A 26,023-nucleotide genomic window follows, 5' to 3' on the forward strand; every position below is an offset into this window, starting at 1 on the left:
GAGGCTGGCGAGGGGGAAGCCAGCCTCGCGCAAGGCTCGCCAACTAGATATTCCCGATGGGATCGGTGATGGAGCGGCGCGTTGGGCAGTTTCGTGGGGATCGTCATCACGGTAGCGGCACTGCTGGGCGGATTTGCCGCCATGGGCGGGCATCTGGGCGTGCTGATGCAGCCGTGGGAGTTCGTGATCATCATGGGCACCGCGGCCGGCACCTTCATCATGGCCAATCCCTGGAAGACGGTCGCGGATACCGGGCTTGCCTGCGTGCAGGCGGTGACGGGAGCGGTGCCAGGTCAGCGCTACTATCTCGATCTGCTCGGTGCGCTGCACGCGCTGATGCGGGAGCTGCGGGGCAAGGGCCGCAACGAGGTCGAGGCGCATATCGACGATCCCGCGTCCTCCGAGATCTTCAAGGCGTACCCGAGCGTGCTCGGAGATCCGTCGCTGCTCCAGTTCATCTGCGACTACGTCCGCCTCATCATCATGGGTAATGCGCGAACGCACGAGATCGAAGCGTTGATGGACGAGGAGATCCACACCATCGTGAAGAGCAAGCTGGCGCCCTACCACGCGCTGGTGGTGGTCTCGGAGGCGCTGCCTGCGCTCGGCATCGTCGCCGCGGTGCTCGGCGTCATCAAGGCCATGGGCGCGCTTGACCAGTCCCCGAAGCTGCTGGGCGGCTTCATCGGGGCCGCCCTCGTCGGCACCTTTGCCGGTATTTTCCTGTCCTACGGGATCATTTCGCCCTTCGCGATGAAGGTGAAGATGACGCGCGAGAAGCGCTGCCGGCCCTACATCATCGTCAAGCAGACGCTGCTGGCGTTCATGAACGGCGCCATGCCGCAGATCGCCGTCGAGCACGGCCGCAAGATGATCGCGAGCCCCGAGCGGCCCTCGATCGACGTCGTCGAGAACGAGACGATCGCGGGCCCCAAGGCTGTCGTGACCGAGGTTGAACCGAAGGCTGCGCGCGCATCATGATGGAAGCCCTCGAAATCGATCAGCGCAAGCCGCTGCCGAACTATCTGCTGGACGCCGCCGGCATCTCGATCGAGCGCATGCCGATGCTCAATGTGATCTTCGATCGCATGGCGGCATCGTGCACGGACAGCCTGCAGCCGATGGCTGGAACGCCATGCTATTTCTCGGTCAACGGCATCACCAACGACCGTGTCGGCGACATCATCAAGGACTACGAGGCCAACGCGGTTGCGGCGGTGCTCTATGCCGAGCAGTGGGACTCCCGCATCATCATCATGCTCGACCGCGACTTCGTGTTCACCATGGTCGAGGCGATGTTCGGCTCCGATGGCGCCGAACCGCCGCTCGACGTCGAGCGCAGCTTCTCCAACATCGAGATCCGCCTGGTCCAGGCGCTGTTCGAGCGGTTCGCCAAGGCGCTGCAATCCGCTTTCGCCGGCACCTCCAACGTCACCTTCCGCGTCGAGCGGGTCGAGACCGCCATGGCGTCGCTGGCGATCGGGCGGAGCGGCAACATGTCGATCTGCGCGAACATCATGCTGCAGGCGCTCTACCGCGGCGGTCAGATGTTCCTCATCATTCCGCATTCCGCGCTCAACCCGCTCAGGCAAAAGCTCGCGACCGTCGTCGTCAGCGACGGCCGCGCGGCCGATCCGCGCTGGCGCGAGCAGATGGAGACCGAGGTTCACCGCACCGAGGTGACGCTGAGCGCCGTGCTGGACGAGAAGATGATTTCGCTGGGCGACGTCGTGAAGTTCCAGGTCGGACAGGTGCTCGAGCTCGAAGCCACGCCGCGAACGCTGGCTCGGCTCGAGAGCAACAACCAGGTGCTGTTCTGGTGTCAGATCGGCCAGCTTGATGGCTATTACGCCATGCAGGTGGCAGATCCCGTCGATCAGAAACGGGAGTTCGTCGATGATATCCTATCTCGTTGATGCCGTGCTGCTGATCGCGCTCGCCTTCACCAGCATGCGGGTGACCCGGATGCATCGCGAGCTGGCGCGGTTGCGCAGCTACCAGGGCGAGTTCTCGACCATCGTCCAGGAGACGGCGGGCGCGTTCGACACGGTCATCACCGCGGCGCATGATTCCACCGCAAATCTCGGGCGGCTCGCCAACGTGCTGAGCACGAAGATCGACCAGGCCCACGAGGCGATCGCGGCGCTCGATGCGAGGAGCGGACTCGCATCCGCGGCGACCGCGGGCGGCGCCGACGTGAACAAGCATTGAAGCCGAAGCCGGCGGAATAAATACGATCGGAACGTCGCGGCGCTCCGGGAGCGGAAATACCAAGAGGCGATACCAAATGGCGCAATCCTTCGACTATGAGTCAGCATCGGCGTCCGACGAGGGGCATACGGAGACATCTCCGCTGGAGCGGCTGGCGGAGATCGCCGCGCGCACTGCGGAGGAGACCGGCAAGTTCGCCAATGTCGATGCGATCCTGCGCATTCCCGTGACCATGCAGGTGGTGCTGGGATCGGCAACCATTCCGGTGGCAAACCTGATGAAGCTCGGCCGTGGCGCGGTGGTTCCGCTCGACCACCGGGTCGGCGAACCCGTCGACGTCGTCGTCAACGGTCGCGTCGTCGCCCGCGGCGAGGTCGTCGTGGTCGAAGAAGACAATTCCCGCTTCGGCGTCTCGCTCACCGAAATTGTCGGGCCGTTGGGACAGGGTGATACCTGACCATGGCCGCACAGGTCGGCATGGCTCCCATCAAGCAGCGCGGCGTCGCCACGCTGGGCGGAACGGAGAAGGTCGCGGCACTCCTGCTCGCCATGGGCCGGCAGGCGGCCGCCAGCGTGCTCGCGCAGTTCGAGCCGCAGGATATCCGCACCGTGACAAAGGCCGCCGCCGAGCTACGGCCGATCACGGCGCAGGAACTGGAAGCGATCGTCGAGGAGTTCGCCCAGCAGTTCTCAATGGGCGCCAACATTCTCGGCACCCTCGGCGGCCTGGAAGCTGTGCTCGGCGACGTGCTTCCGGCCGATCAGGTCTCGGCGATCATGTCGGACCTGCTCGGCAATTCGAGCCGGTCAGTGTGGGACCGCGTCTCGTCGGTGTCGGAAAACTCGCTGGCAAGCTACCTGTCCAAGGAGCATCCGCAGACCGCAGCGCTCATCCTGTCCAAGGTCAAGCCGTCCTGCGCCGCCAAGGTCATGAGCCAGCTGCCGTCGAGCCTGCGCAACGAGCTGATGCGGCGCGTGCTCAGCCTCAAGCCGATCGTCGACGACGCCATGAGGGTCCTCGAGAAGACGCTGCATGAGGATTTGACGCTGAATTTCGCCCGCAACCTCGGCGCGGACACCTATGCCCGCGTCGCCGACATCATCAACAAGATGGAGCGCGGACACATCGAGGACATGCTGAAGAGCCTGTCGGAGAAGCGGCCGAAGTCGGCCGAAGTGCTGAAGGAGCTGCTCTTCACCTTCGACGACGTCACCAACCTGACGCCGAAGGCGCGCACCATGATCTTCGACCAGGTGCCGACCGATCGCATCGTGATCGCGCTGAAGGGCACTGACAAGCACTTCCGCGAGATGATCCTGTCCTCGGTCGCCTCGCGCGTCCGCCGGGTCGTCGAGCACGAACTCGCCATTGGCGAACCGTCGAACCAGCGCGACGTGCTGGAGGCGCGGCGCGTGATCACGGACCTCGCGCTCGACCTCGCGGAAAAGGGCGAAATCGAGCTCAACCCCGAGCAGGAGGATGAGCTGGTCTTTCGCTGACCGCTGAACGGGCATGGCAGAAACAACCGATCAGGAGAGCAAGACAGAAGAGCCGACCGAGAAGAAAGTCCGCGATGCGCTCGAACAGGGCAAAATCCCGGTCTCTCGGGAGGCTTCCATCTTCGCCTCGATGGCCGCGCTGATGGTGATCCAGGCGTTCCTGATCGGTCAGGGCGTGCAGCAATTGACGCCGATGCTGACGGGCTTTCTCGACGATCCCGACGGCTTCCCTCTCAGCACCGGGGCCGACGCCCAGAATCTCCTCATCGTGGTCGGGCTTCAGGCACTGCGATTCCTGACGCCGCTCGTCGTCACCCTGGCGGCGTTCGGGCTCGCAGCCTCGCTGTTGCAAAATGCTCCCAGCCTGGTGCTCCAGCGCATCACGCCGGACCTTTCGCGAATCTCTCCGCTCGGCGGCTGGAGCCGGCTGTTTGGATCGCAGGGCCTTGTCGAGTTCGCCAAGTCGCTGTTCAAGCTCGCCGCGGTCACCGTCGTCGTCGCGTTCGTGCTGCGCTCGTCGGAAGCGAAGGCGTTCGAGGCGATGTACACCGATCCGGTCGCGCTGCCGGAGATGATTCTCAACATCGCCATGCGAATCGTCTCGGCGATCTGCATCGCGACCATCGTCCTGGTCGCGGTCGATCTGGCTTGGGCGCGCTTCCACTGGCGGCGCGAGCTGCGCATGACGCGGCAGGAGATCAAGGACGAGCACAAACAGGCCGAAGGCGATCCGCTGATCAAGGCGCGCCTGCGCTCGCTGGCGCGCGACCGCTCGCGCCAGCGCATGATCGCCTCCGCATCGCGCGCGACGCTGGTGATCGCGAACCCGACGCATTTCGCGATCGCGCTGCGCTACAATCGCGAGGAAAATCCGGCGCCGATCGTCGTGGCGAAGGGCATGGACGTGATTGCGCTGAAGATCCGCGAAGTCGCCGAGCAGAACCGGATTCCGGTGATCGAGAACAAGGCGCTGGCGCGCGCGCTCTACGAGGCGGTTCAGGTCGACCAGGTAATTCCGGCGGAGTTCTTCCGGCCGGTCGCCGAGATCATCTACTTCCTGCAGTCCAAGCAGACGCCGCAGTCCGAGAAGGTCCAGTAGAATTCCGAGGACGGCGTCCCTTCCATCAGCCCGACGAAAGCTTGCGACCCTAAGGTTACACCGTCTGAACCAGAATGGTGCTGCCGTGGGACCGCTCTATCTCTTCGAACTCGCATCGTCGCAGGCGCGATACCTCGAGCTCCGCCAATCGACGATCGCCACCAACGTCGCCAACGCCAACACGCCGGGCTTCAAGGCGCGCGACGTCGAACCCTTCAACAAGGTGCTCGACGGCATGCCGGTGAGACTGGCGACCACGTCGCCGTCGCACCTGCAGCTCTCCCCAGCCGAGAGCGACACGCGGGCGACTGCGAAGAAGGACAGCTGGGATGTGGTTCACTCCGGCAACTCCGTCAGTCTCGAGCAGGAAATGATCAAGGGCAGCGACGTCAGTCGCGATTACTCGATGAACTCGGCGATCGTGCGGTCGTTTCACCGCATGCTGCTGTCGAGCGCGAAGACCTGAGGTGAACTGACATGCTGGACTCATTGCAATCCTCGTTGACGGTCGCGAGCTCCGGGCTCGAAGCGCAGTCGACGCGCATGCGCATCGTCTCGGAGAACCTCGCCAACGCGACGTCGACAGGGCGCTCAGCCGGCGCCGATCCCTATCAACGCAAGACGATCACCTTCGACGCCGCGATGGACCGCGCCTCGGGCGCGCAGCTGGCGAAGGTCAAGGAAATCGGGGTCGACACCACGCCTTACCGCGTGGAGTACGAGCCGGGGCATCCCGCCGCCGACAAGGCCGGCTACGTCAAGCTGCCGAACGTCAACATGATGATCGAGATGGCGGACATGCGGGAAGTCAACCGCTCCTATGAAGCCAATCTGCAGGTCGTGAAACAGGTGAGGTCGATGCTGGGCATGACCATCGACCTGCTGAGGAGCTGACAATGCTTGAAGCGATTTCATCCACGGCGATTTCGGCCGGGCAAGCGGCAAGCCGCGCGACCGAGACGCAGGCCATCTCGCCGGCGGCGACGCCCGCGATTCAGTCCGGTGGCGACGTCGGATTCGAATCGGTCATGAAACAAGTGACGACGGACGCGATCGGAACGCTGAAGGCGGGCGAGGCGGCCTCGGTCTCGGCGATGCAGGGCAAGGAATCGACGCGGCGCGTCGTCGAGGCGCTGATGTCGGCCGAGCAGGCCTTGCAGACGGCGGTCGCAGTTCGCGACAAGGTCGTGCAGGCCTACCAGGAAGTCGTTCGGATGTCGATCTGATCAAGGAGTGACGCTGTGAAATCGCTTGCCATCGCGGCCACGGGCATGAACGCCCAACAGACCAACATCGAAGTCATCGCCAACAACATCGCCAACATCAACTCGACCTCGTACAAGCGGGCGCGTGCCGAGTTCACCGATCTGTTCTACCAGATGGACCGCATGCAGGGCGTTGCGAACACCAGCGGCTCGTCGCCGATTCCGGAAGGCGCCAATCTCGGCCTCGGCGTCAAGTCGGCGGCAATCCGCAAGCTGCATATCCAGGGCGCGCTCACGCAGACCGGCAATCCCTACGACATGGCGATCAACGGCCGCGGCTGGTTTCAGGTGCTCGGTCCGAACAACGAGGTGCAGTATACCCGCGCGGGTTCGTTCAACACCAATGCCAATAGTCAGCTCGTCACGACCGACGGCTATCTGCTGGATCCGGCAATCACGGTGCCGCAGGGAACGGTCCAGGTCACGGTCAACCAGACCGGACAGGTGTTCGCCAAGCTGGATACGGAAGTGAACCCGAGGCAAATCGGGCAGCTCAATCTCGCCAATTTCGCCAACGAGGCCGGGCTCGAACCGCTGGGCAGCAATCTCTATCGCGAGACCACGGCGTCCGGCACGCCGGTCGTCGGGCTGCCCGGCGATTCCGGCTACGGCAAGATCAACCAGCAATATCTCGAAGCCTCGAACGTCGATCCCGTCAAGGAAATCACCGAGTTGATCTCTGCCCAGCGCGCCTACGAAATGAATGCCAAGGTCATCCAGGCCTCGGATGAAATGGCCCAGACGGTCTCGAAGGGCATGCGCTAGTTCCGGTGTATCCATGTTGAACAGGATGGGCTCGATCATGCACGGGATGGCCGCCGTGCTGCTGGTTCTCGTCTCGGCGCGTCTCGCCGCGGCCGAGGAGAAGCGGCTCCCCGTGCCGGCCGTCTCGATCCGCGCCGGCGAACTGATCCGGGACGACATGATCACCGAGCGCGCCTTTGCGCCGAACGTGCTCGGCGTCGCCATATTCATCGAAGGACGCCAGGTCCTGGTCGGCCGCATGGCGCGCCGCGCGCTGCTGCCCGGCCAGCCGATCCCGACCAACTCGGTGGAGGATCCCTGGACGGTCGCCCGCGGCGCCATGGTCAAGGTCGTGGTCGAAGACAGCGGCCTGTCGATCGTGACCTACGGCGCAGCGATGCAGTCCGGCGCGCCCGGCGCGCTCATCCCGATACGAAACACCGATACCGGTGTGATCATCAGGGGCGTTGTGCAGCCGGACGGCACCGTCAAGGTCGTGGACGGGTCATGACCAGAGTCCTGCTTGCGCTCGTCCTGCTCGTTTCCGCCGCCAGCGCCCAGGCCGCCGTCCGCATCAAGGACATCGCGGACATCAAGGGATTGCGCGAAAATCAGATCGTCGGCTACGGCCTCGTGATCGGCCTGAACGGGACTGGCGACACGCTCCGCAATGCGCCGTTCACGGAGCAGTCCCTGCAATCGATGCTCGAGAACATGGGCATCAATGTCAGGAACGAGACCACCAGCACCAACAATCCGCCGCGTCCGACGACGCTGCGCACGCGCAACGTCGCGGCCGTCATGGTGACCGCGGACCTGCAGCCCTCGATCGGTGCGGGCGAGCGCATGGACGTGACGGTGTCATCGCTCGGCGATGCGACCTCGTTGCTCGGCGGCACCCTGGTGATGACGTCGCTGCGCGCGGCGGACGGAGCGGTCTATGCAGTGGCGCAAGGCGCCGTCACGGTCGCCGGCTACAGCGTCGGGGGCCAGGCCCAGAACGTCAGCCAGGGTACGCCGACCGCGGGTCGCATCCCGAACGGCGCGCTGGTCGAGCGCGAGGTGCAGGGTAGTCTCCATGAAATGGAATATCTTGTGCTGGAGCTCAAGAACCCCGACTTCGTCACCGCAACGCGAATCCTCGACGCCATCAACCGCTACGCGGGCGGACGCTACCGCGCCCAGATCGCCTTCGAGCGAGACTACCGCACGATCGTGCTGTCGAAGCCGCGCCACATCGGACCGGTCCGCTTCCTTGCCGAAATCGGCGAGCTGACGGTCGAGCCGGACACGCCGGCGCGGGTGGTGATCAACGAGCGTACCGGCACGGTGGTGATCGGACGCGACGTGCGGATATCGACCGTTGCCGTGACGCACGGCAATCTGACGGTCCGGGTCACCGAGCTTCCCGTGGTGTCGCAACCCGCGCCGTTCTCGAAAGGGCAGACGGTGGTCGTGCCCCAGACCGTGGTCGAGGCCAACGAAGCCGGATCGCAGGTGGCGATCCTGAGCGGCGTCGATCTCCAGCGCCTGGTGCGCGGCCTGAACCAGATCGGCCTGAAACCATCCGGCATCATCGCGATCCTCCAGGCGATCAAGACGGCTGGCGCCCTCCAGGCGGATGTCATCGTGCAATGACGCGTAAGCGCCGTGCAAGCTTGGTCGCTCAATGCTCTCTCGACCGAGAATCGCACGCGGGCCGATGTTGAAGCTGGATCATAAAGCCAAACTCCTCCTCCTGGTCGCAGCCTCGGCGCTCGCGAGCGCTTCGCCCGTTCTGGCGCTGGATGAGGCCAAGCCGTCGAAGCCGCTCAACCTGCTGTCCTTCGCGCGCGCCCGTGCGTCTGGCCCACAGAAGCCAATCTCATCGATCCCCAGCGACAATGCGTCGATGCGGGCGACAGCGTGGGCAGCCGAAGATTCGGGACCAGTGACCACGGGTGCCGTTTCGGCCTCCGAGAAGCCCGCGTCGGCACCCACAGCCGCGGCGCGACCGGCCAAGCCCGGCAGCGTCACGGCGCCGCCGAAGCCGGTGCCGCCCCAGGCCGCTGCAACCGCGGACAACGAAGTCGCCCTGTTCTGCAGCAATGTCGCCGACTCCGCCGCCGATGCAAGGCTGGCCTGGCAGCTCAAGGAGCTGGAGAAGGCCGAGAACCAGCTTCGCGAGCGGATCGCCGAGGTCGAGGCCAAGCGCGCGGAATATGAGAAGTGGATGGCGTTGCGCGACGAGTTCCTGAAGAAGGCCGAAGCGAGTGTGGTCGAGATCTACTCGCGCATGAAGCCGGATGCCGCCGCAACCCAGATCGCCGGGATGGCGGACGAGACGGCTGCGGCCGTGCTCGCAAAGCTCAGCCCGAGGAGTTCGAGCGCAATCTTCAACGAGATGGAGACGGGCCGCGCGGCGCACCTCGCCGATCTGCTCGGCGGGATGCGTCGCGTGGATGACGGAAAGACCAAATAGATGAAGAATCTGATCCTCATCCTGTCGCTGTTATCGCTTGCGGGATGCGTCACTGATCCGGCCGAGGTCCTGACTGGCCCGCGACTGTCGCCGGTCGGGAGCGGCCTGAGGACGCAGGCCGATCCGATTCCCGTGACGCCCCGTATGCACTCGCCCGTCAGCTATCGCTCGACCTGGGACGACGGCACCGACCTCTACCGCGATCCCCGCGCCCGGCGCGTTGGCGACGTCGTGACGGTGATCATCTCGATGCAGGACAAGGCCAAGCTCGACAACAAGACCGGCCGCTCGCGCGATTCGCAGATCAAGTTCGGGCTCGACTGGCTGATGGACGTTGCGGGATGGCAGGACAAGGGCTCGACGAGCGCCAACCTCAACACCAACACGCAGATCAAGGGTAACGGCCAGATCGACCGCACCGAGGATATCAAGCTGTCGATCGCAGCCATCGTCACCGACGTGTTGCCGAACGGCAATATGATGATCAGCGGCTCGCAGGAATTCAAGGTCAACACGGAAATGCGCGTGCTCAACGTCGGCGGCATCGTGCGTCCACGCGATATCTCGCGAACCAACACGATCTCCTACGAGAAGATCGCCGAAGCGCGCGTGGCCTATGGCGGTCGGGGAAATCTCTCGGACGTGCAGCAGCCTGGATGGGGACATCGGATCTATGACGCCGTGGCACCGTTCTGAGATGCGCTCCCGTCGGGCCGCGTAACGAGGGCAGGGGACGTCATGCGCCTGATTGTGGCCATCGTGGTGCTGACCCTGATCGCGATCGGCGCGGGCGCGCTTGCCGGCCTGCATCTGTTTGCGGCCGCCGAGCGCGTCGCGGATGCGAAGAAAACCGCCACGCCGCCGCCTCTTGCCTCGAGCTACGCCGGCAGCGCGCGGCTCAGGAAGCTGTCCCCGATCGTGACCAATCTCGGCGCGCCGGCCAACAACTGGGCCCGCATCGAAGCCTCCATGGTGACCGACAGCATGAGCGACGAGGATGCCGGCATCCTGGCGGCCCATATCAGCGAAGACATCGTCACCTATCTGCGTTCGGCGACGGTGGCGCAGTTCGAGGGATCGCGCGGGCTTCAGCATCTGCGCGACGACCTGACCGAACGCGCCAATATCCGCTCCTCGGGCAAGATCCGCGAATTGATCATTGAGACGTTGGTGATTCAGTGAAACTGAGAGTCCTGCTGCTTGCGTTGCTCCTGGTCGTGCTGCCCGAAGTGGCACTGGCCCAGATTCCGGACCTCAATTCGCTGCTGCCACCGGGCAACGGCTCGACCAGCGGCCGGATCATCCAGCTGATGGCGGTGATCACGGTGCTGTCGGTGGCGCCGGGACTGCTCATCATGGTGACGAGCTTCACGCGATTTGCGGTGGCGCTGTCGTTCCTGCGCGCCGGTCTCGGCCTCCAGACCACGCCGGCCAATCTGGTGCTGATCAGCCTCGCGCTGTTCATGACCTTCTACGTGATGGCGCCGACCTTCGACCGCGCCTGGGAAACCGGCATCCAGCCGCTGATGAAGAACGAGATCTCGGAGGAAGAGGCCTATCTGAAGATCACCGATCCGTTCCGCGAATTCATGCTGGCCCATGTTCGCGACAAGGATCTGCAGACCTTCGAATCGCTCGCCGCGGAGAGCTTCCGCAGGAAGTTCGACGACAAGCGCGTCGATATGCGCGTCATCATTCCGGCCTTCATGATTTCCGAGCTCAGGCGTTCGTTCGAGATCGGGTTTCTGATCATCCTGCCGTTCCTCGTCATCGACATGATCGTGGCGACGCTGACCATGTCGATGGGGATGATGATGATGCCGCCGACGATCCTAGCATTGCCATTCAAGATGCTGTTCTTCGTGCTGATCGACGGCTGGAACCTGCTCGCCTCAGGGCTGGTGCGGTCGTTCTCGTGATGGCAACGAGCGCCAGAGGAATGGTTATGGTTAGCGAGAAGTACCGGACTATGGTTACCAAAATGTACTGTTAACCAACTGATTTTACAGCGTAATTCAAGCCAATCTTAATCCGCGCGCAAGATTCGGCGTGCTAGCAATGCGTCACGGCGGGTTGGACCCCACCCACATCAGTCCAAAGGCATGATGCCGCCCCTCCGTACCGGTGAAAGCCCGGTATGTCCCCTCGTGAAAATGTAACGCGTACATAAAGGGACATTCGCAATGTCAAGCCTGCTTACGAACTCGACCGCCATGACCGCACTCCAGACCTTGCGGTCTGTGAGCTCGCAGCTCTCCACCACGCAGACCCGCATCTCCACCGGCCAGCGCGTCTCGACCGCTTCGGACAACGCTGCCTACTGGTCGATCGCGACCTCGATGCGCGCCGACAACGCCGCGCTCTCGGCGGTCTCCGACTCGCTCGGTCTGTCGGCTGCGACCGTCGACACCGAATATACCGCTTTGACCACAGTCATCGGCGACAAGGACTCCGGCCTGACCAAGCTCCAGTCCCTGCTGGTCGAAGCCAAGACAGCCGGTATCGACCGCAGCAAGATCCAGGCCGACGTCACCCAGATCCAGCAGCAGATGAAGGCGACAGCCAATGCGGCGACCTTCAACGGCATCAACTGGCTGAGCACGACCGCCACCACGCCAACGACCTTCAGCCTGGTGTCGTCGTACTCGCGTGTTGGCGGCACGCCCACCATCGGCTCCATCACCGTGACCACCGCCAACTACTCGCTCTACACCTCGGCGCAGGGGGGCATTCTGGACACGGCCGGCTCGACCGCTCCGTCGATCGACACGATGAGCATCTCCGCACTGACCGACTCGGCAGCTGACCAGACCACGCTCGATGGCTACATCGCGCAGGTCACCGCTGGCATCAACTCGGTGGCCTCGGCCGCCGCCAACCTCGGTGCTGTCAAGAACCGCCTCTCGACCAACACGGACTTCGTGAAGTCTCTGATGGACTCAGTGGATCGCGGTATCGGCCAGCTCGTCGACGCCGACATGAACCAGGAGTCCACCCGGCTGTCGGCCCTCCAGGTCCAGCAGCAGCTCGGCGTCCAGGCGCTCTCGATCGCCAACAACAGCAGCCAGAGCATCCTGTCGCTGTTCCGCTAAGCCTCGAACCATCCGAAGAGGGCCGCGCTTCTTGCGAAGCGCGGCCCTTTTGTTTGGCGTGACGTCGCGCGCCGCAATTTCGGCCGCCTTGTTGCGGCAAAGCCACAGAGCCACAAGCCTCGCACAAGCTTCGCGGGCTATCGTCGCCGTTACGACAGGTTGGGCCTTGACGCTTCTGCGCAGCCCAAAGGCATGACGCCGCCCTGCCGTACCGGTGCAAGTCCGGTATGTCCCAAACTCAATCCAATCTCCAAAGGGACATCAAAATGGGTTCTAGCCTCCTCACCAACTCGTCTGCAATGACCGCGCTGCAGACCCTTCGCAACGTCAGCTCGCAGCTCGCGACGACGCAGAACCGGATCTCGACCGGTATGCGCGTGTCCACGGCCTCGGACAACGCGGCCTATTGGTCGATCGCGACGTCGATGCGCTCCGACAACGCCGCGCTTTCCGCGGTCTCCGACTCGCTCGGTCTGTCGGCCGCGACCGTCGACACCGAATATACCGCTCTGACCTCGGTCATCGGCGACAAGGACTCCGGCCTGACCAAGCTCCAGGCGCTGCTGGTCGAAGCCAAGACCGCCGGTATCGACCGCACCAAGATCCAGGCTGACATCACCCAGATCCAGCAGGATATGAAGCTCAAGGCCAACTCGGCGACCTTCAACGGCATCAACTGGCTGAGCACGACCGCCACCACGCCGACGACCTTCAACCTGGTGTCGTCGTACTCGCGTGTCGGCGGTACGCCCACCATCGGCTCCATCACCGTGACCACCGCTAACTACTCGCTTTACACCTCGGCGCAGGGCGGCATTCTGGACACGGCCGGTTCGACCTCCCCGTCGATCGACACGATGAGCATCTCCGCGCTGACCGACTCGGCAGCTGACCAGACCACGCTCGACGGCTACATCGCGCAGGTCACCGCCGGCATCAACTCGGTGGCCTCGGCCGCCGCCAATCTCGGTGCCGTCAAGAACCGCCTCGCGACCAACACGGAGTTCGTCAAGACCCTGATGGACTCCGTGGACCGCGGTGTCGGCCAGCTCGTCGATGCCGACATGAACGCGGAATCGACCCGCCTTCAGGCGCTCCAGACCCAGCAGCAGCTCGGCGTTCAGGCGCTCTCGATCGCCAACCAGAACAGCCAGAGCATCCTGTCGCTGTTCCGCTAAGCCGCGGCTTCGAAAACGACCGTGCTCCCCAGGGAGCACGGTCTCCGCCATGAACGGCGCATCTCGGCACACGACGTGCCAACATCGATTTCCTGACGTCGCATCCCAGGCAACATGCCGTCGCCGATCGCACCGCGATGCAACCGGCCGTCCGCCTGTTGCCGACGCGCGCGATTGCGTCACTCGCTCTCTGGTAAAATTGCAACGCCTCGCCTGCGAACCGACACATTCGTGGTCTCGCGCAACCTTCAGACAAGGTTGGCAGCAGAGTGTCCTCTACGTTCGTATTGGTACGAGGTCACATGCTGCTCAGTCGTGCGCAGGTACAGCAACTGCTCAACAATCTGCTGGAGCTTGGGCCGCGACGCCTGATGGCTTTGGGATTGATCGGTTTCGCCGTTCTCGTCACCGTCGTGGGCGGCGCCTATTATCTGAGCCGGCCTGAATTCGAAACGCTCTATACCGGCCTTTCCCGCGAAGACGTGACGCGCATGGGTGCAGCGCTGCGCGAGCAAAACATCACCTTCGACGTCAACACCGCCGGCGACGCGGTCTCGGTGCGTCCGAGCCAGACCATGCAAGCGCGGATGCTGCTCGCCGAGAAGGGGCTGCCGACCAGCGCCAATTCCGGCTACGAGCTGTTCGACAAGATCGGGTCGCTCGGTCTGACCTCGTTCATGCAGGAGGTCACCAAGCTCCGTGCGCTGGAAGGCGAAATCGCGCGCACGGTGCAGTTGATGAAGGGCGTGAAGGCGGCGCGGGTGCATATCGTGATGCCGGTGCGGGGGTCGTTCCGCGCGACGCAGCAGCCGCCTTCGGCATCGGTCGTGCTGCGCACCGACGGCGCCATCGAGGCGCGCACGGCGCAGTCGATCCGTCATCTCGTCGCGGCGGCCATTCCGGGCATGAGCCGCGACAAGGTCACGGTGCTGGACGCCGACGGTTCGATGCTGCTTGCCGAAGAGGACGAGGCCACTGCCGCTCCGACCAAGATGGCGAGCCTGCAGAAGACGGTCGGCGGAATGGTGCAGGAGAACATTCGCAAGGCGCTGACGCCGTATCTGGGCCTCGACAATTTCGAAGTGAGCGTTGCATCGCAGCTCTCCACCGACAAGCGGCAGATCAACGAAACCGTCTACGATCCGGAGAGTCGCGCGGAACGTTCGGTCCGGAACGTCCGCGAGAACGAGAAGTCACAGAACGCGGACCGTTCGCAGCCGACCACTGTGCAGCAGAATCTTCCCGACCAGCAGGTGAACGCCGGCGGCACCAAGAATTCCAGCGAGGACAAGACCCGCCGCGAGGACGTCACCAATTTCGAGGTCTCGTCCAAGACCACGACGACGGTGAGCGACGGCTATTCGGTGAAGAAGCTGTTCATTGCCGTGCTGGTGAACCGCGGGCGGCTCATTGCCGACCTGGGCGACAAGAGCAACCAGGCCATCGTCGACAGCAAGCTCGCCGAGATCAGCCAACTCGCAGCCACGGCCGGCGGCCTCGACAAGGCGCGCGGCGACCAGATCCAGGTGACGGCCGTCGATTTCATCGAAGGCTCGCGCGAACTGGCGCCGGTGCCGCCGATCAGCTTCGTCGAGATGATCAACAAGCAGCTCGGCAGCGTCATCAACGCGGTCACGATCCTGGCCGTCGCTTCGATGCTGGTGTGGTTCGGACTTCGTCCTGCGGTCAACGGCATTTTGACCCATCGCGCGGCGCAGGAGCAGACCGAGGCGGCGGAAGCCGCCCAGCTCCAGGCAGCCGCCGGCGCCCTCACGCTGGCGGACAGCGAAGAGGCCGAGCTCAACCTGGTCGAAGACCTCGAAGGCAAGATGCAACGAACGCCGCAGAAGCGGTTGGAGCAGATCGTCCGTCTCGATCAGATGCAGGCGGCAGCGATCCTTAAAGACTGGATGCGACGCGAGGAGGCGGCATGAACGCGGCAATCGGAAAGCTCCTGACGCAGTTCGATGCGAACGGGCGGGTCAAGTCGCCTCCGCCTCCACCGCCGCCCAAAATCCAGGATGTGCTGACGAGGCCGAAGGAAGCCCGGCGCGAGCCTCAGCCGCAACCCGAGACCCATTCGCAGCCGCAGCTTCAGTCGCCGCCTCCGGCGCCGAACGCGGAAGCCCCCGCGGTCAGTCTCCTGGACGATGCCTTTCGGCGCGGCCATGCGGCCGGCGTAGCGGAGGGCGCGTCCAGGATCGCCGAGGAAAGAGTTCGCAGCGCGATCCGGCTCGGCGAAGAGCGGGCCAAGTGGTCCGACCAGCAGGCGGTGGCGGTTGTCAGCGGCTTCGAGACGGCTTGCCGCGAAATCGAGACCAACATCGCGAGCTCCGTTGCGCGGATATTGCTGCCGTTCCTCGCCGATGCTGTCCGCGACAAGGCGATCGGGTCGCTGGTCGAGCAGATTGCGGCGCTGACCGGCAATTCGCCAGTGCCGGTGTTCAAGGTCACCGGACCAAGCGAACTGCTCGACTTGGTGAAGACGCAGCTCGGGACGGCCAGGCGAACGGGTTTCGAGTATGAGGCCGCCGATACTTTTGAGGTTCGCGTCGTGGCCGACCAGACCGTAATCGAGACGCAGATCACGACCTGGAGCGAGCGCCTGAAAGAGGCGCGCCGGTAGTCCGTCATGAATGAGGTCAAGCCAGAACTCGTCATCATCCGCCGGCGGAGTGCCTTCGACGACGAGAAGCCGCACGGCGGCGTCTGGAAGATCGCCTATGCGGACTTCATGACCGCGATGATGGCGTTCTTCCTCGTGATGTGGCTGATCAATGCGCTCAACCAGGATCAAAAGCAGGTAGTCGCGAGCTATTTCAATCCGATCAAGCTCGCGGAGAACGCACCTGCCCCGAAGGGCCTCAACGATCTCTCCAAGAAGGAGCCGTCGTCGTTCGACGGCCAGGACGGCAGGCGCCAGCCGGGGGGACCGAGCGAGGAACGTCGCGGTGACTCTCCGACGGCCGAGAAGCCGCCCTTCTACGAGGAGAAGATCCTGTTCCGCGATCCCTATACGACGCTCGCCGAGATCGCCAGCAGTGCGAACCAGGCCTCGGGCCAGCGGCGCGCCGGCGCTCTGACGTCCGCCGAAGAGGATGGCCTCAAGGGAGGCGACGCCTACCGCGATCCGTTCGATCCCGGCTATTGGAAGCTTGCGCCGCAGGCAGCCAAGGATGCCGACCGCGTCATCGAGGGCGAGCCCAAGCCCGAGTCCAAGCCGAATGCGTCCGCGCGCGACACTGCCTCCGGCTCAAGCCAGGCCGAGCCGCAGGCGCGCCGAGCCAGGCAGGACGATGCCGGCGGAAGCCTGGCTCCGAGCGCCGATGCGTCGTCCGCAAGCCTGTCGCCTCTGCTGCCGCCGGGGCTCGCGCCATCGCAGGCCTCACGCGAAGGGAGCGCGCAGCCGGGCGCCCAGGCTGGTAATCAAGCCAATGTCGCCGCGCAGCCGCATCCCAACGACACGACCAAGGAATCCGGGCCGCGCGACGCGGTTCAGGCCCAGCAACTAACGGTCAAACAGCTTCAGTCGGCGATCGCGGACGCGCTGTCGGACGTCAAGGCTGGCGCCGGACCGGTGGCCGAGGTGCGTCAGGTTGAGGAGGGCCTGCTGATCAGCCTGACCGACGATGCGAACTTCGGCATGTTCGCGGTCGGCTCGGCTGAGCCGCGGCCCGAACTCATCCGTGTGATCGACAAGATCGGCCCGCTGCTGGCAAAGCGTCCCGGCGTGATCATCGTCCGCGGCCACACCGACAATCGGCCGTACCGTTCGGAGGCCTATGACAACTGGCGGCTGTCGACGGCCCGTGCGCAGATGGCCTATTACATGCTGGTCCGCTCCGGCGTCGATACGCAGCGCATCGAGCATGTCGAGGGTTATGCCGATCGGCGGCCGAAGCTTCAGAACGATGCGGCGGCCGCGCAGAATCGCCGGATCGAGATCATGGTCCGGGAGAAGCGCCCTTGATCAGGTCTCCTCTCCGCGCAGCGCTGCTGATGCTGCTGTTGCCGTTCACGGCGGCAGGCGCATTCGCCGAGCCGGCACCGGGGGCATCGGCATCGGGCGAGCCATATGAACTCGTTCGGGCGTTGCAGGCCGTGCAGGACGGCATCGCCAACGGCGATAGCGCGGCGTACGGCAGCCACAGCGCATTGATCCGGCAGATCGGCGAAAAATTTCTCGCCGCCGATCCGGGCCTGTGGAGCAACCCGCAGAACGGCCAGGCCGCCGTGATCTACCTGCTCAGTGGCGGCGCGCCGCAAATCATCCGCAAGCTGCCGCGCGACAAGCTGAACGTCGATGGACGGCTGTTCGATGGCGCGCTTGCCTATGTCGAGGGTCGTCAGGACGAAGCGCGCGAACTGCTCAAGGACGTCAAGCCGCGGACGGTTCCGTCGGGCCTGGGCGGACAGCTCGCGCTGATCCAGGGTGCACTGTTCGCACGCGCCGAGGCATCGCTCGCAATCGAGCGTCTGGATGATGCGCGCTTGCTCCTGCCGGGCACATTGGTGGAGGAGGCCGCGCTGCGGCGCGAGATCCTGTTGGTCGGGCAAGCCGAGGATTTCGACAAGTTCGAGTTCCTGACGCTGGCCTATATCCGGCACTACCACAACTCGGTCTATGCCGGGGACTTCTGGCAGCGCTTTGCGACCGGCCTGACGCAGTCGGGCCTCGCGCTCGACGAGCGCCGGTTTGCGCGGATCACCACCTTGCTTGAGCAGATCGACCGCGCGAGCCGCCTCAAGCTCTATCTCGTGATCGCGCGTACCGCGATGGTGCGCGGAGGGCTGGCCGTCACCCGGCTTGCCGGCGAGCGTGCCCTGACTCTCAGCGCCGATGCCTCGGCGGAGCGCGAGCGGGCGCATTTGTTCCGCGGCGTGTCGCGGGCGCTCGCCGACGAATATGACGGCGGTCTCGCCGAGTTGAAGGCGCTCGACCGGTCGAAGCTGCCCGAGCGCGACATTCCCTTTCTCAATGCAACGGTGCAGCTCGCACTCGACGTTCGCAAGCCGTTCGCTGGCGGATCCGCCGCCGCAGCCGACAAGCCTCCGGTCACGCCGGCGCGTCTCGACCTCGCGTCGTCGACCGCAACGCTTGTTCGTGCGCGGAAGCAGCTCGGGGAGCTCGAACTTCTCACCAGGGATCGCCGTCCATGACGAAGCTCAGTGGAACCTCCGGACAGGTCTTTTCGGGTCTCGCCGAAAGCCTCAGCATGCGGGGCACATCGCGCTCCGGGAAGAGCGCCGGGGCGAAAGCGCAGGCGGACTCGTCCTTCAACGATCTTCTGCACACCGTCTCGAATCTCGCGAAGCGTGCGCTCAACGACGAGGGCAGCGCCACGGCCGTGAAAGCCGGAACGCTGCGGACGCGCCTGGCGCATCAGAGCGGGAAGGACAACGCGAGCGACGAGACGGTGCACGACCGTGCCGCGGCGGTCGAGGAGCCGGGATCCAGCGAGACGTCCACCGAGAAATCTTCCGACAAAAAGACCGATAAGTCGTCCGGGAAACATGGACCTCTCGATCACATCGAGCAGGCCGACGTCCAGAGCCGATCGAGTATTGCCGGGATCGTCGGACAGGAGATCGTCGCCGGGCCGCCGGTCGTGATGCCGCAGATGCAAGCACCGGCCGGCGACAAGAAGGATGCGTCCGGGCGCGACGAGCGGTCTTCCACGACGAAGCGCGACGTTCAGGCCTTGGGCATGGCGAAGGCGACAGCCGAGCTCCCACCTCCGGTGGCTCCAACCGCCGCCCGCTCGCAGGCCGCGGATTCGCACGCGGCGACCAGCGCCCAGGCGACATCGACGGACGACAGTGAGCCATCGCCGAAGGCAACGGCACCCGGCTTCGAGGCCGTCGCGGCCAATGTCGAGCGTGCTGTCAAGGCGTCGGCGCGGGACGCATTGCCCGAGACGACCAAGGTCACCGTGGTCCAGCAAGAGACCCATCTGCCGCCGGCGCAGTTCAACGCTCCGCAACAGGTTGCCAACGCCGTTGTCGCCGAGTTGAAGGAAGCTCCGGCATCGACGGCGTCCGCAGCTCCAGATCTTGCAGCGTCCCAAGCCAATGCGCCGGATCAGCCGCTCAAGATCCTGACCATCAATCTCGAGCCGCCCGCGCTCGGCAATGTCACCGTGCGCCTTCGCCTGGTCGGCAACGAAGTGTCCGTCCACCTCGCCGCTGCGCGCAAGGACACGAGCCAGATGCTCGACCAGCAGCGCGATTCGATCCGCGACCTGATGCAGTCCGCGGGCTACGTCGCCGATATTGCGCCCGTCCAGCACGGCTCGCTGGATGGTTTCCAGAGCGGCTCCGGCCAGTCGCAGCCGCAGCTTTCGGGCCAGCAACAGCCCTCGTCGCAGTCGCAAGGCACGTTTGACGGTACGAGTAATTCGTCGGGACAAGCGGACGGCGGCGCGAAGCAGGCTCGACAGGAGCGCCAGTCCAACCAGGAGACGCGTCATGACCAGGACGTGGCGCCGCAGATTCGTCGCGGCCCTGTTTATCTGTAACGCCGGCGCCGCGGCCGCGGCGACCGACAATTCGCGCCCGTGCGAGCGCGAGATGGCGCGTGCGTCCCAGCAGCACGGAATTCCGCTCGGCATTCTCTACGCGGTCGGACTGACCGAGACGGGGCGGCGCGGCGCACTTTATCCTTACGCGCTCGGCGCCGAAGGACAGACCGTGTTCGCCAAGGACATGAACGACGCGATCGCCAACTTCGAAGCCATGCGAGCCAAAGGGATCAAGCTGATCGACCTCGGCTGCATGCAGATCAACCATTACTATCACGGCGACAAGTTCGCCTCGGTCCGGGCGATGTTCGATCCCGCAGGGAATGTCGACTACGCCGCACGCTTCCTGAAGGAGCTCAAGCAGCGCGAGGGCAGCTGGACCATGGCAGTCGCCCGCTACAATGCAGGCCCCAACAACCAGCCGGCGCAGAAGCGCTACGTCTGCCACATCGTCGCGCATCTCGTCTCCAGCGGCTTCGGCGCGTGGACCGACAAGGCGCGCTCGTTCTGTCAGCCCAAGACGACCTAAGGAGACGACGCCAAGTTGTGCATCGTTCCCCATCATCAGCCCCGCGCAAGCAACAGTCTCCATTGTAGCTGCAACCTACCAAAGGAGCCCAATTCATGAGCCTGTATGGTGTTATGCGCACCGGCGTTTCCGGGATGAACGCGCAGTCCAACAAGCTGTCAACCGTTTCGGACAACATCGCGAACGTCAACACCACCGGTTACAAGCGGGCTTCGACCGAATTCTCCTCGCTGATCCTGAAGAGCGGCTCGGGCAATTACGATTCCGGCGCGGTCGAGACCACGGTGCGTTACGCCATCTCCGACGCCGGCAATTACCAGTTCACGACCTCGGCCACGGATCTCGCGGTCCAGGGCAACGGCTTCTTCGTCGTGCAGGATCCGAACGGTACCAACTTCCTGACGCGCGCCGGTGCGTTCGTGCCCGACAGCACGGGTAACCTAGTTAACGCGGCCGGCTTCCAGCTGATGGGCTACAACATTGCCAACGGTGCCACTCCCACCGTCGCAGCCAACGGGTTCGGCGGCCTCCAGGTCGTCAACGTCAACCAGATGGCGCTCCAGGCGTCGGCTTCGACCAAGGCGACCGTCGCCGCCAATCTGGATCCGAGCGCTACCTTCTCTGCTGGACCGGCCGGCCCCGCCAACTATACGTCGAAGACGTCGATCGTGACTTACGACAATATCGGAAATGCCGTGACGCTCGACGTCTATGCCAAAAAGACTGCGGCAAATACCTGGGATATGCAGGTCTACAACGGCGCGACCGCGCTTCCATCAAGTGGGCCCAGCACCACGTTCACGTTTGACGTAAGCTCGACCGGAAAAGGCAAGCTCGATCTGGTGGGCCCGCCGCCGAGTGCGACATCGCTTACGGTGGCGATCCCCGGTGGTTCGGCTGCCTTCAACATCGACCTCTCGGCCATGACCCAGGTCGCCTCCAGCTTCGACTTCAAGGCGACCGTGGATGGCAACGCTCCGTCCGCGGTGGACAAGGTGAACATCGACGACAAGGGCGTGGTCACGGCCGTCCTCAAGAATGGCACCACGCTGCCGAGCTTTCAGATCGCGCTCGCGACCGTCCCGAGCCCGGACCATTTGACGCCCGAAGTCGGCAACGTCTACTCACCGAACCTGGAATCCGGAAACGTGCAGGTCGGCCTCGCCGGCCAGGGCGGGCTCGGCACCATCCAGTCGGGTGCTCTGGAAGATTCCAACGTCGATCTCGCGGACGAGTTGACCTCGATGATCGAGGCACAGCGCGGCTTCACCGCGAACTCGAAATCGTTCCAGACCGGCGCCGATCTGCTGGACGTGGTCGTCAACCTGAAGCGCTGATTTCTTCAGCGCTCGTCCCCGGCAAGAGCAGATCATGAACCTTACCGCCGCTCTCGAATCCGCCCGCTCCTCGTTGATGGCGTCGGGCATCCAGTCGTCGGTCATCTCGCGCAACATCGCCGGTGCCAGCTCCGCCGGCTATTCGCGCAAGATTGCCGTGCTGGACAACCTTCCGGGAACCGGCGTCTACGTGGCGGCGATCCAGCGCGCCGCGAGCTCGGGTCTCTACACCAACGTGCTGACCGCAACCTCGACGTCGGCCAAGCAGAGCGCGATCCTTGACGGTCTCCAGAAGATCGCATCTGCCACGGTGGACGATCCGGAACTCGACCAGTCGCCGACGGCGCAGCTCAATGCGCTGAAGAAGGCGCTCCAGCAGTATGCCAACGCCCCGGACAACACCACGCTGGCACAGGCCGCGGTGACGTCCGCCAAGGACATGGCGACCGCGCTCAATCAGGCGACCCAGACCGTGCAGTCGGCCCGGGAGGGCGCGGATGCCGACATGAATACGTCGGTTCAAAACATCAATCGGCTGCTCTCCCAGTTCCAGACCGTGAACACCGCGATCGTGAAGGGGACGATCTCCGGCGATGACATCACCGACTATCTCGACCAACGCGACAGCATCGTCTCGCAGCTGTCGCAGGACGTCGGGGTCTCGATGTCGCTCCGTCCCAACGGCGACGCGGCGCTCTATACCGACAGCGGCGTCGTGCTGTTCGACAAGACGGCGCGAACGGTGAGCTTTGCGCCGACGAACGCCTATACGGCCGGCACGACCGGCAATGCGGTCTATATCGACGGCGTTCCGGTGACCGGCGCCAATTCCGCGATGCCGCTCAAGTCCGGCAAGCTTGCTGGCCTGGCGCAGCTACGCGACAATGATACGGTTACTTACCAGAGCCAACTCGACGAAATCGCGCGCGGCCTGGTCGATGCCTTCAAGGAAAGTGACCAGTCGCCCGTTCCGACGCTGCCCGACGTCCCCGGCCTCTTCACCTATCCGGGCGCGCCGGCGATGCCGGCGAGCGCCACCGTCTTGGTGGGCCTCGCTGGTACGATATCCGTTGCTGCATCGGTCGATCCCACCCAAGGCGGCAATCCTAATCTGCTCCGCGACGGTGCGATCAGCGGCAACGTCGCATACCAATACAATACGGCTGGCAACGGCGGTTACTCGGCTCGGCTGCAGCAGCTCATCGGCGCCATGGATGCGTCGCAGCCGTTCGATGCGACCACGCAAGGCAAGCCGAACGGCAGCTTGATCGACTTCGCATCGTCGTCGACGAGCTGGATCGAAAACCAGCGCAAGACCGCCGACTCCAATGTCACCTACCAGAAAACGCTGCTCGACCGTAGCACGGCGGCGCTGTCGAACGTCAGCGGCGTCAACATGGACGACGAGATGTCGTTGATGCTCCAGGTCGAACGCACCTATTCGGCCTCGTCGAAGATCATCTCGACCGTCGACGAAATGTTGCAGAGCCTGCTGGCTGCCGTGGGAAATTAAGTCATGATGAGCGCAAACTACATCTCGACCTTGATGCTGTCTTCTTCCTTGAGATCTTCGATCACCAACAATCAGGCCGCGCTGGCCAAAGCTTCGAAGGAAGCCACCACCGGCCGCTTCGCCGATGTCGGCCTCGAACTTGGTGCCACGACGGGAGGCGACGTCACCTTGCGGGCGGATTTGAGCTTCGCCGATCAGCTCGTCGATACCAACGGGTTGGTCTCGGGACGGCTGGACATAACGCAGAGCCGGATCACCCAGCTTGGTTCGACCGCAACGGACTTCCTCAAGGATCTGATCGCGGCTCGCAGCACCGACGGCGGCGGACGGATCATCCTGCCGCCTGCGTCCTCCAACCTCCAGGATCTGATTGGCGCGCTGAACGTCTCCTATAACGGCTCGTCTCTCTTCTCGGGCATCAACACGCAGAACACGCCAATCACGGCCTACACCGCGGGCTCGGCCAGCAAGAACCAGGTCGATGCCGACTTCCTTGCGACCTTCGGCTTCTCGCAATCATCGCCCAGCGTGAACAGCATCACCCCGGTCCAGATGCAGACCTTCCTCGACACCACCTTCGATGCCGAGTTCGCGAGCCCGGCCTGGAACACCAATTGGTCATCGGCCACCGACCAGGTCATGCAAAGCCGTATCTCCACGACGGAGATCGCGGATACCTCCGTCAGCGCCAATCAGACAGGCTTCCGCAAGCTCGCCGAGGCCTACACCATGATGGCAGATCTCGGGAACGCCAACCTGGACCAAGCGACGTTCCAGGTTGTCGTGGACAAGGCCATCGGCCTTGTCGGAAACGCCATCACTGACCTTGCCACCCTCGGCGGCGACATCGGCACGGTCCAGCAGCGGATCACCTCCGTAACCGACAAGCTCAAGACGCAGCAGGACATTCTGAACAATCAGATCGTGGGTATAGAGAAGGTCGATCCGACGGAAGCCTCCGTCAGGGTCAACACCTTGCAGACGCAGATCCAGACGGCACTTGCGCTCACCTCGCAGCTCCAGAAGATCAGCCTCATCAACTATCTCTAAGTCCTGCTCCTTCGTAAGGCTCGTAATCCTTGTCTTGTTGTTCGGTCTCCTGCGCAGAGTTGTCCTGATGACGTTTGAAGCCTATGAAGCGGTCGTCGACGAGAGCGGCTATGAGGCGCGGGGCCGCGAGCGGCAGGCGCTCAGCCTTGGCATCGACCGGCTCGAGCGGATCCAGAAGGACCGCTTCAGCCTGGAGGATCTGGTCGAGAGCCTGCTCTATGTGCGGCGGCTGTGGACGATCTTCATCGAGGATCTCGCGCATCCGGAAAACGGGCTTCCGGAAAAGCTGCGCGCCGACATCATCTCGATCGGGCTGTGGGTGGTCAAGGAAGCCGACCGCCTTCGCGAAGAAAAGTCGAATGACGTGATCCAGCTCATCGAAATCAACCGCCTGATCCGAGACGCACTTTAATGAAGATATCCTTGCGTGCGGGCGAACGGGTCTACATCAACGGCGCTGTGCTGCGCGTGGACCGCAAGGTCTCCGTCGAGCTCGTCAATGACGTGATGTTCCTGCTCGAAGGACAGATCATGCAGGCCTCCGACGCCACCACGGCGCTGCGGCAGCTCTATTTCATCGTCCAGCTCATGCTGATGAATCCGACCGATGTCCGGGATGCTTCGGCTCTCTACGGGCAGCATCACGCCGCTCTGCTCGCGGTGTGCGAGAGCCAGGAGATGCTGGTCGGGCTTGGTGCGGTCGACGACCTGGTCGGGGCGACCCGTTACTTCGAGGCGCTCAAGCGGATTCGGGCACTGTTTCCAGTGGAGCAGGCCATCCTGGCCGGCGCCACGATTGATTCCCCATTCGAGGCTGCCTGACAGCGGAGAGATACATGAACGTCACCAGCGCGACCGATAGCACCAGCAAGTCGTCCAGTTCGACCAGCTCGACGACGTCGACGTCGAGCACCGGCGTCGACTACAATACGTTTCTCCGGCTCCTCATTGCAGAGATGAAGAATCAGGATCCGACCAATCCGATGGATACCTCGCAATACATGAGCCAGTTTGCGCAGCTCTCGTCGGTCGAGCAGGCGATGCAGACCAACACCAAGCTCGACGCTCTGCTGTCTTCGCAGTCGCTGTCGCAGGCCGACGGGCTGATCGGAAAGACCGTCAGCTTCACGGATGCGACAGGAGCGAGCTTCAGCGGCAAGGTCGCCTCGATCTCCATCAACAGCGACGGCTCGGTCGCGACACTCGAGAACGGCACGAAGGTCGCGATCGGCCCCGGTCTCACGATCAGCCAGTCATGAACGAACGGGACGCTCTCGACATCGTCCAGGCGGCGATCTGGACCATTATCGTCGCCTCCGGACCTGCCGTCGGTGCCGCGATGCTGGTCGGCACCATCATCGCGCTGATCCAGGCCCTGACCCAGATCCAGGAGGTGACGCTGACTTTCGTTCCGAAGATCATCGTCATTCTCGTGGTCGTTGCCGTCTCCGGCTCCTTCATCGGAGCCCATCTCTCCACCTTCACTGAGATGGTCTATTCGCACATCGAGCGCGGCTTCTGAC

Annotated in this window: 31 protein-coding genes; all 31 read left to right on the forward strand. The window is 63.9% G+C overall.

Features of this window, described 5'->3' with window-relative positions:
* Window positions 1–81 precede the first annotated feature (81 nt).
* The 31 genes from motA (at window position 82) to fliQ (ending at window position 26,022) form a co-directional block, all read left to right on the forward strand.
* The gene (gene motA / locus IVA93_RS07715) at window positions 82–981 is read left to right on the forward strand and encodes a flagellar motor stator protein MotA (RefSeq protein WP_018453956.1); all 900 of its coding nucleotides are present in this window, start codon (window positions 82–84) and stop codon (window positions 979–981) included.
* Window positions 978–1,916: a flagellar motor switch protein FliM gene (locus IVA93_RS07720; RefSeq protein WP_039798924.1), complete on the forward strand. Its 939-nt coding sequence runs from the start codon at window positions 978–980 to the stop codon at window positions 1,914–1,916. Before motA ends, IVA93_RS07720 begins: the two co-directional genes overlap by 4 nt.
* Window positions 1,897–2,211 carry a hypothetical protein gene (locus IVA93_RS07725; protein ID WP_018453958.1) on the forward strand — a complete coding sequence of 105 codons (315 nt, stop codon included), beginning with the start codon at window positions 1,897–1,899 and terminating at the stop codon, window positions 2,209–2,211. The genes IVA93_RS07720 and IVA93_RS07725 overlap by 20 nt, the downstream gene beginning before the upstream one ends.
* A gap of 76 nt (window positions 2,212–2,287) precedes the next feature.
* Window positions 2,288–2,668, forward strand: a complete 381-nt coding sequence (gene fliN / locus IVA93_RS07730; protein WP_007595899.1) for a flagellar motor switch protein FliN — start codon at window positions 2,288–2,290, stop codon at window positions 2,666–2,668.
* A 2-nt stretch (window positions 2,669–2,670) separates the two neighbouring features.
* Window positions 2,671–3,711 carry a flagellar motor switch protein FliG gene (locus IVA93_RS07735; RefSeq protein WP_027570476.1) on the forward strand — a complete coding sequence of 347 codons (1,041 nt, stop codon included), beginning with the start codon at window positions 2,671–2,673 and terminating at the stop codon, window positions 3,709–3,711.
* A 13-nt stretch (window positions 3,712–3,724) separates the two neighbouring features.
* Window positions 3,725–4,810: a flagellar biosynthesis protein FlhB gene (flhB, locus tag IVA93_RS07740; protein ID WP_018453960.1), complete on the forward strand. Its 1,086-nt coding sequence runs from the start codon at window positions 3,725–3,727 to the stop codon at window positions 4,808–4,810.
* An 85-nt stretch (window positions 4,811–4,895) separates the two neighbouring features.
* Window positions 4,896–5,276, forward strand: a complete 381-nt coding sequence (gene flgB, locus IVA93_RS07745; protein ID WP_018453961.1) for a flagellar basal body rod protein FlgB — start codon at window positions 4,896–4,898, stop codon at window positions 5,274–5,276.
* Window positions 5,277–5,287: 11 nt separating this feature from the next.
* Window positions 5,288–5,704, forward strand: a complete 417-nt coding sequence (flgC, locus tag IVA93_RS07750; RefSeq protein ID WP_085385293.1) for a flagellar basal body rod protein FlgC — start codon at window positions 5,288–5,290, stop codon at window positions 5,702–5,704.
* A 2-nt stretch (window positions 5,705–5,706) separates the two neighbouring features.
* Entirely contained in the window at window positions 5,707–6,036 is a 330-nt protein-coding gene (gene fliE, locus IVA93_RS07755) for a flagellar hook-basal body complex protein FliE (protein WP_018453963.1), read from the forward strand.
* Window positions 6,037–6,051: 15 nt separating this feature from the next.
* Window positions 6,052–6,840, forward strand: coding sequence for a flagellar basal-body rod protein FlgG (gene flgG, locus IVA93_RS07760; protein WP_007595892.1), 789 nt, complete (start codon window positions 6,052–6,054; stop codon window positions 6,838–6,840).
* Window positions 6,841–6,853: 13 nt separating this feature from the next.
* Window positions 6,854–7,330 (forward strand): flagellar basal body P-ring formation chaperone FlgA, encoded by a 477-nt coding sequence (flgA, locus tag IVA93_RS07765; protein WP_083926354.1) that lies wholly within the window; start codon window positions 6,854–6,856, stop codon window positions 7,328–7,330.
* Complete coding sequence (gene flgI, locus IVA93_RS07770; protein WP_007595884.1) at window positions 7,327–8,457, forward strand: flagellar basal body P-ring protein FlgI; 1,131 nt, start codon at window positions 7,327–7,329, stop codon at window positions 8,455–8,457. Before flgA ends, flgI begins: the two co-directional genes overlap by 4 nt.
* A gap of 64 nt (window positions 8,458–8,521) precedes the next feature.
* Entirely contained in the window at window positions 8,522–9,280 is a 759-nt protein-coding gene (locus tag IVA93_RS07775; RefSeq protein ID WP_018453965.1) for a MotE family protein, read from the forward strand.
* Complete coding sequence (gene flgH / locus IVA93_RS07780) at window positions 9,281–9,976, forward strand: flagellar basal body L-ring protein FlgH (protein ID WP_018453966.1); 696 nt, start codon at window positions 9,281–9,283, stop codon at window positions 9,974–9,976. It begins immediately after the preceding gene.
* 42 nt (window positions 9,977–10,018) lie between these two features.
* The gene (locus IVA93_RS07785) at window positions 10,019–10,462 is read left to right on the forward strand and encodes a flagellar basal body-associated FliL family protein (RefSeq protein WP_018453967.1); all 444 of its coding nucleotides are present in this window, start codon (window positions 10,019–10,021) and stop codon (window positions 10,460–10,462) included.
* Complete coding sequence (fliP, locus tag IVA93_RS07790) at window positions 10,459–11,199, forward strand: flagellar type III secretion system pore protein FliP (protein WP_007595877.1); 741 nt, start codon at window positions 10,459–10,461, stop codon at window positions 11,197–11,199. The genes IVA93_RS07785 and fliP overlap by 4 nt, the downstream gene beginning before the upstream one ends.
* A 264-nt stretch (window positions 11,200–11,463) precedes the next feature.
* Window positions 11,464–12,372 carry a flagellin N-terminal helical domain-containing protein gene (locus IVA93_RS07795; protein ID WP_018453968.1) on the forward strand — a complete coding sequence of 303 codons (909 nt, stop codon included), beginning with the start codon at window positions 11,464–11,466 and terminating at the stop codon, window positions 12,370–12,372.
* A 266-nt stretch (window positions 12,373–12,638) separates the two neighbouring features.
* Window positions 12,639–13,550: a flagellin N-terminal helical domain-containing protein gene (locus tag IVA93_RS07800; protein WP_007613947.1), complete on the forward strand. Its 912-nt coding sequence runs from the start codon at window positions 12,639–12,641 to the stop codon at window positions 13,548–13,550.
* Window positions 13,551–13,852: 302 nt separating this feature from the next.
* Window positions 13,853–15,484, forward strand: a complete 1,632-nt coding sequence (gene fliF / locus IVA93_RS07805) for a flagellar basal-body MS-ring/collar protein FliF (RefSeq protein WP_018453970.1) — start codon at window positions 13,853–13,855, stop codon at window positions 15,482–15,484.
* Entirely contained in the window at window positions 15,481–16,176 is a 696-nt protein-coding gene (locus IVA93_RS07810) for a hypothetical protein (protein WP_018453971.1), read from the forward strand. Before fliF ends, IVA93_RS07810 begins: the two co-directional genes overlap by 4 nt.
* 6 nt (window positions 16,177–16,182) lie before the next feature.
* The gene (locus tag IVA93_RS07815) at window positions 16,183–17,520 is read left to right on the forward strand and encodes a MotB family protein (RefSeq protein ID WP_018453972.1); all 1,338 of its coding nucleotides are present in this window, start codon (window positions 16,183–16,185) and stop codon (window positions 17,518–17,520) included.
* The gene (locus IVA93_RS07820) at window positions 17,517–18,710 is read left to right on the forward strand and encodes a chemotaxis protein (protein WP_018453973.1); all 1,194 of its coding nucleotides are present in this window, start codon (window positions 17,517–17,519) and stop codon (window positions 18,708–18,710) included. The genes IVA93_RS07815 and IVA93_RS07820 overlap by 4 nt, the downstream gene beginning before the upstream one ends.
* On the forward strand, window positions 18,707–20,068 hold the full coding sequence (locus IVA93_RS07825) for a flagellar hook-length control protein FliK (protein WP_018453974.1): 1,362 nt from the start codon (window positions 18,707–18,709) through the stop codon (window positions 20,066–20,068). The genes IVA93_RS07820 and IVA93_RS07825 overlap by 4 nt, the downstream gene beginning before the upstream one ends.
* Window positions 20,019–20,600, forward strand: coding sequence for a transglycosylase SLT domain-containing protein (locus tag IVA93_RS07830; protein ID WP_026232641.1), 582 nt, complete (start codon window positions 20,019–20,021; stop codon window positions 20,598–20,600). The genes IVA93_RS07825 and IVA93_RS07830 overlap by 50 nt, the downstream gene beginning before the upstream one ends.
* 95 nt (window positions 20,601–20,695) lie before the next feature.
* The gene (locus tag IVA93_RS07835) at window positions 20,696–21,937 is read left to right on the forward strand and encodes a flagellar hook protein FlgE (RefSeq protein WP_026232642.1); all 1,242 of its coding nucleotides are present in this window, start codon (window positions 20,696–20,698) and stop codon (window positions 21,935–21,937) included.
* 34 nt (window positions 21,938–21,971) lie between these two features.
* Window positions 21,972–23,450, forward strand: coding sequence for a flagellar hook-associated protein FlgK (gene flgK / locus IVA93_RS07840; protein ID WP_018453977.1), 1,479 nt, complete (start codon window positions 21,972–21,974; stop codon window positions 23,448–23,450).
* Between the two features lie 3 nt (window positions 23,451–23,453).
* A complete protein-coding gene (locus IVA93_RS07845; RefSeq protein WP_018453978.1) occupies window positions 23,454–24,500 on the forward strand; it encodes a flagellar hook-associated family protein in 1,047 nt (348 codons plus the stop codon).
* A 67-nt stretch (window positions 24,501–24,567) separates the two neighbouring features.
* Window positions 24,568–24,912, forward strand: a complete 345-nt coding sequence (gene flaF, locus IVA93_RS07850) for a flagellar biosynthesis regulator FlaF (protein ID WP_018453979.1) — start codon at window positions 24,568–24,570, stop codon at window positions 24,910–24,912.
* Window positions 24,912–25,322 (forward strand): flagellar biosynthesis repressor FlbT, encoded by a 411-nt coding sequence (flbT, locus tag IVA93_RS07855; protein ID WP_018453980.1) that lies wholly within the window; start codon window positions 24,912–24,914, stop codon window positions 25,320–25,322. Before flaF ends, flbT begins: the two co-directional genes overlap by 1 nt.
* A 14-nt stretch (window positions 25,323–25,336) precedes the next feature.
* On the forward strand, window positions 25,337–25,759 hold the full coding sequence (flgD, locus tag IVA93_RS07860; RefSeq protein WP_018453981.1) for a flagellar hook assembly protein FlgD: 423 nt from the start codon (window positions 25,337–25,339) through the stop codon (window positions 25,757–25,759).
* Entirely contained in the window at window positions 25,756–26,022 is a 267-nt protein-coding gene (gene fliQ / locus IVA93_RS07865; RefSeq protein ID WP_018453982.1) for a flagellar biosynthesis protein FliQ, read from the forward strand. The genes flgD and fliQ overlap by 4 nt, the downstream gene beginning before the upstream one ends.
* Window position 26,023 lies beyond the last annotated feature (1 nt).

Source organism: Bradyrhizobium sp. 155, assembly GCF_023101105.1.
Taxonomy (GTDB): Bacteria; Pseudomonadota; Alphaproteobacteria; order Rhizobiales; family Xanthobacteraceae; genus Bradyrhizobium; species Bradyrhizobium canariense_D.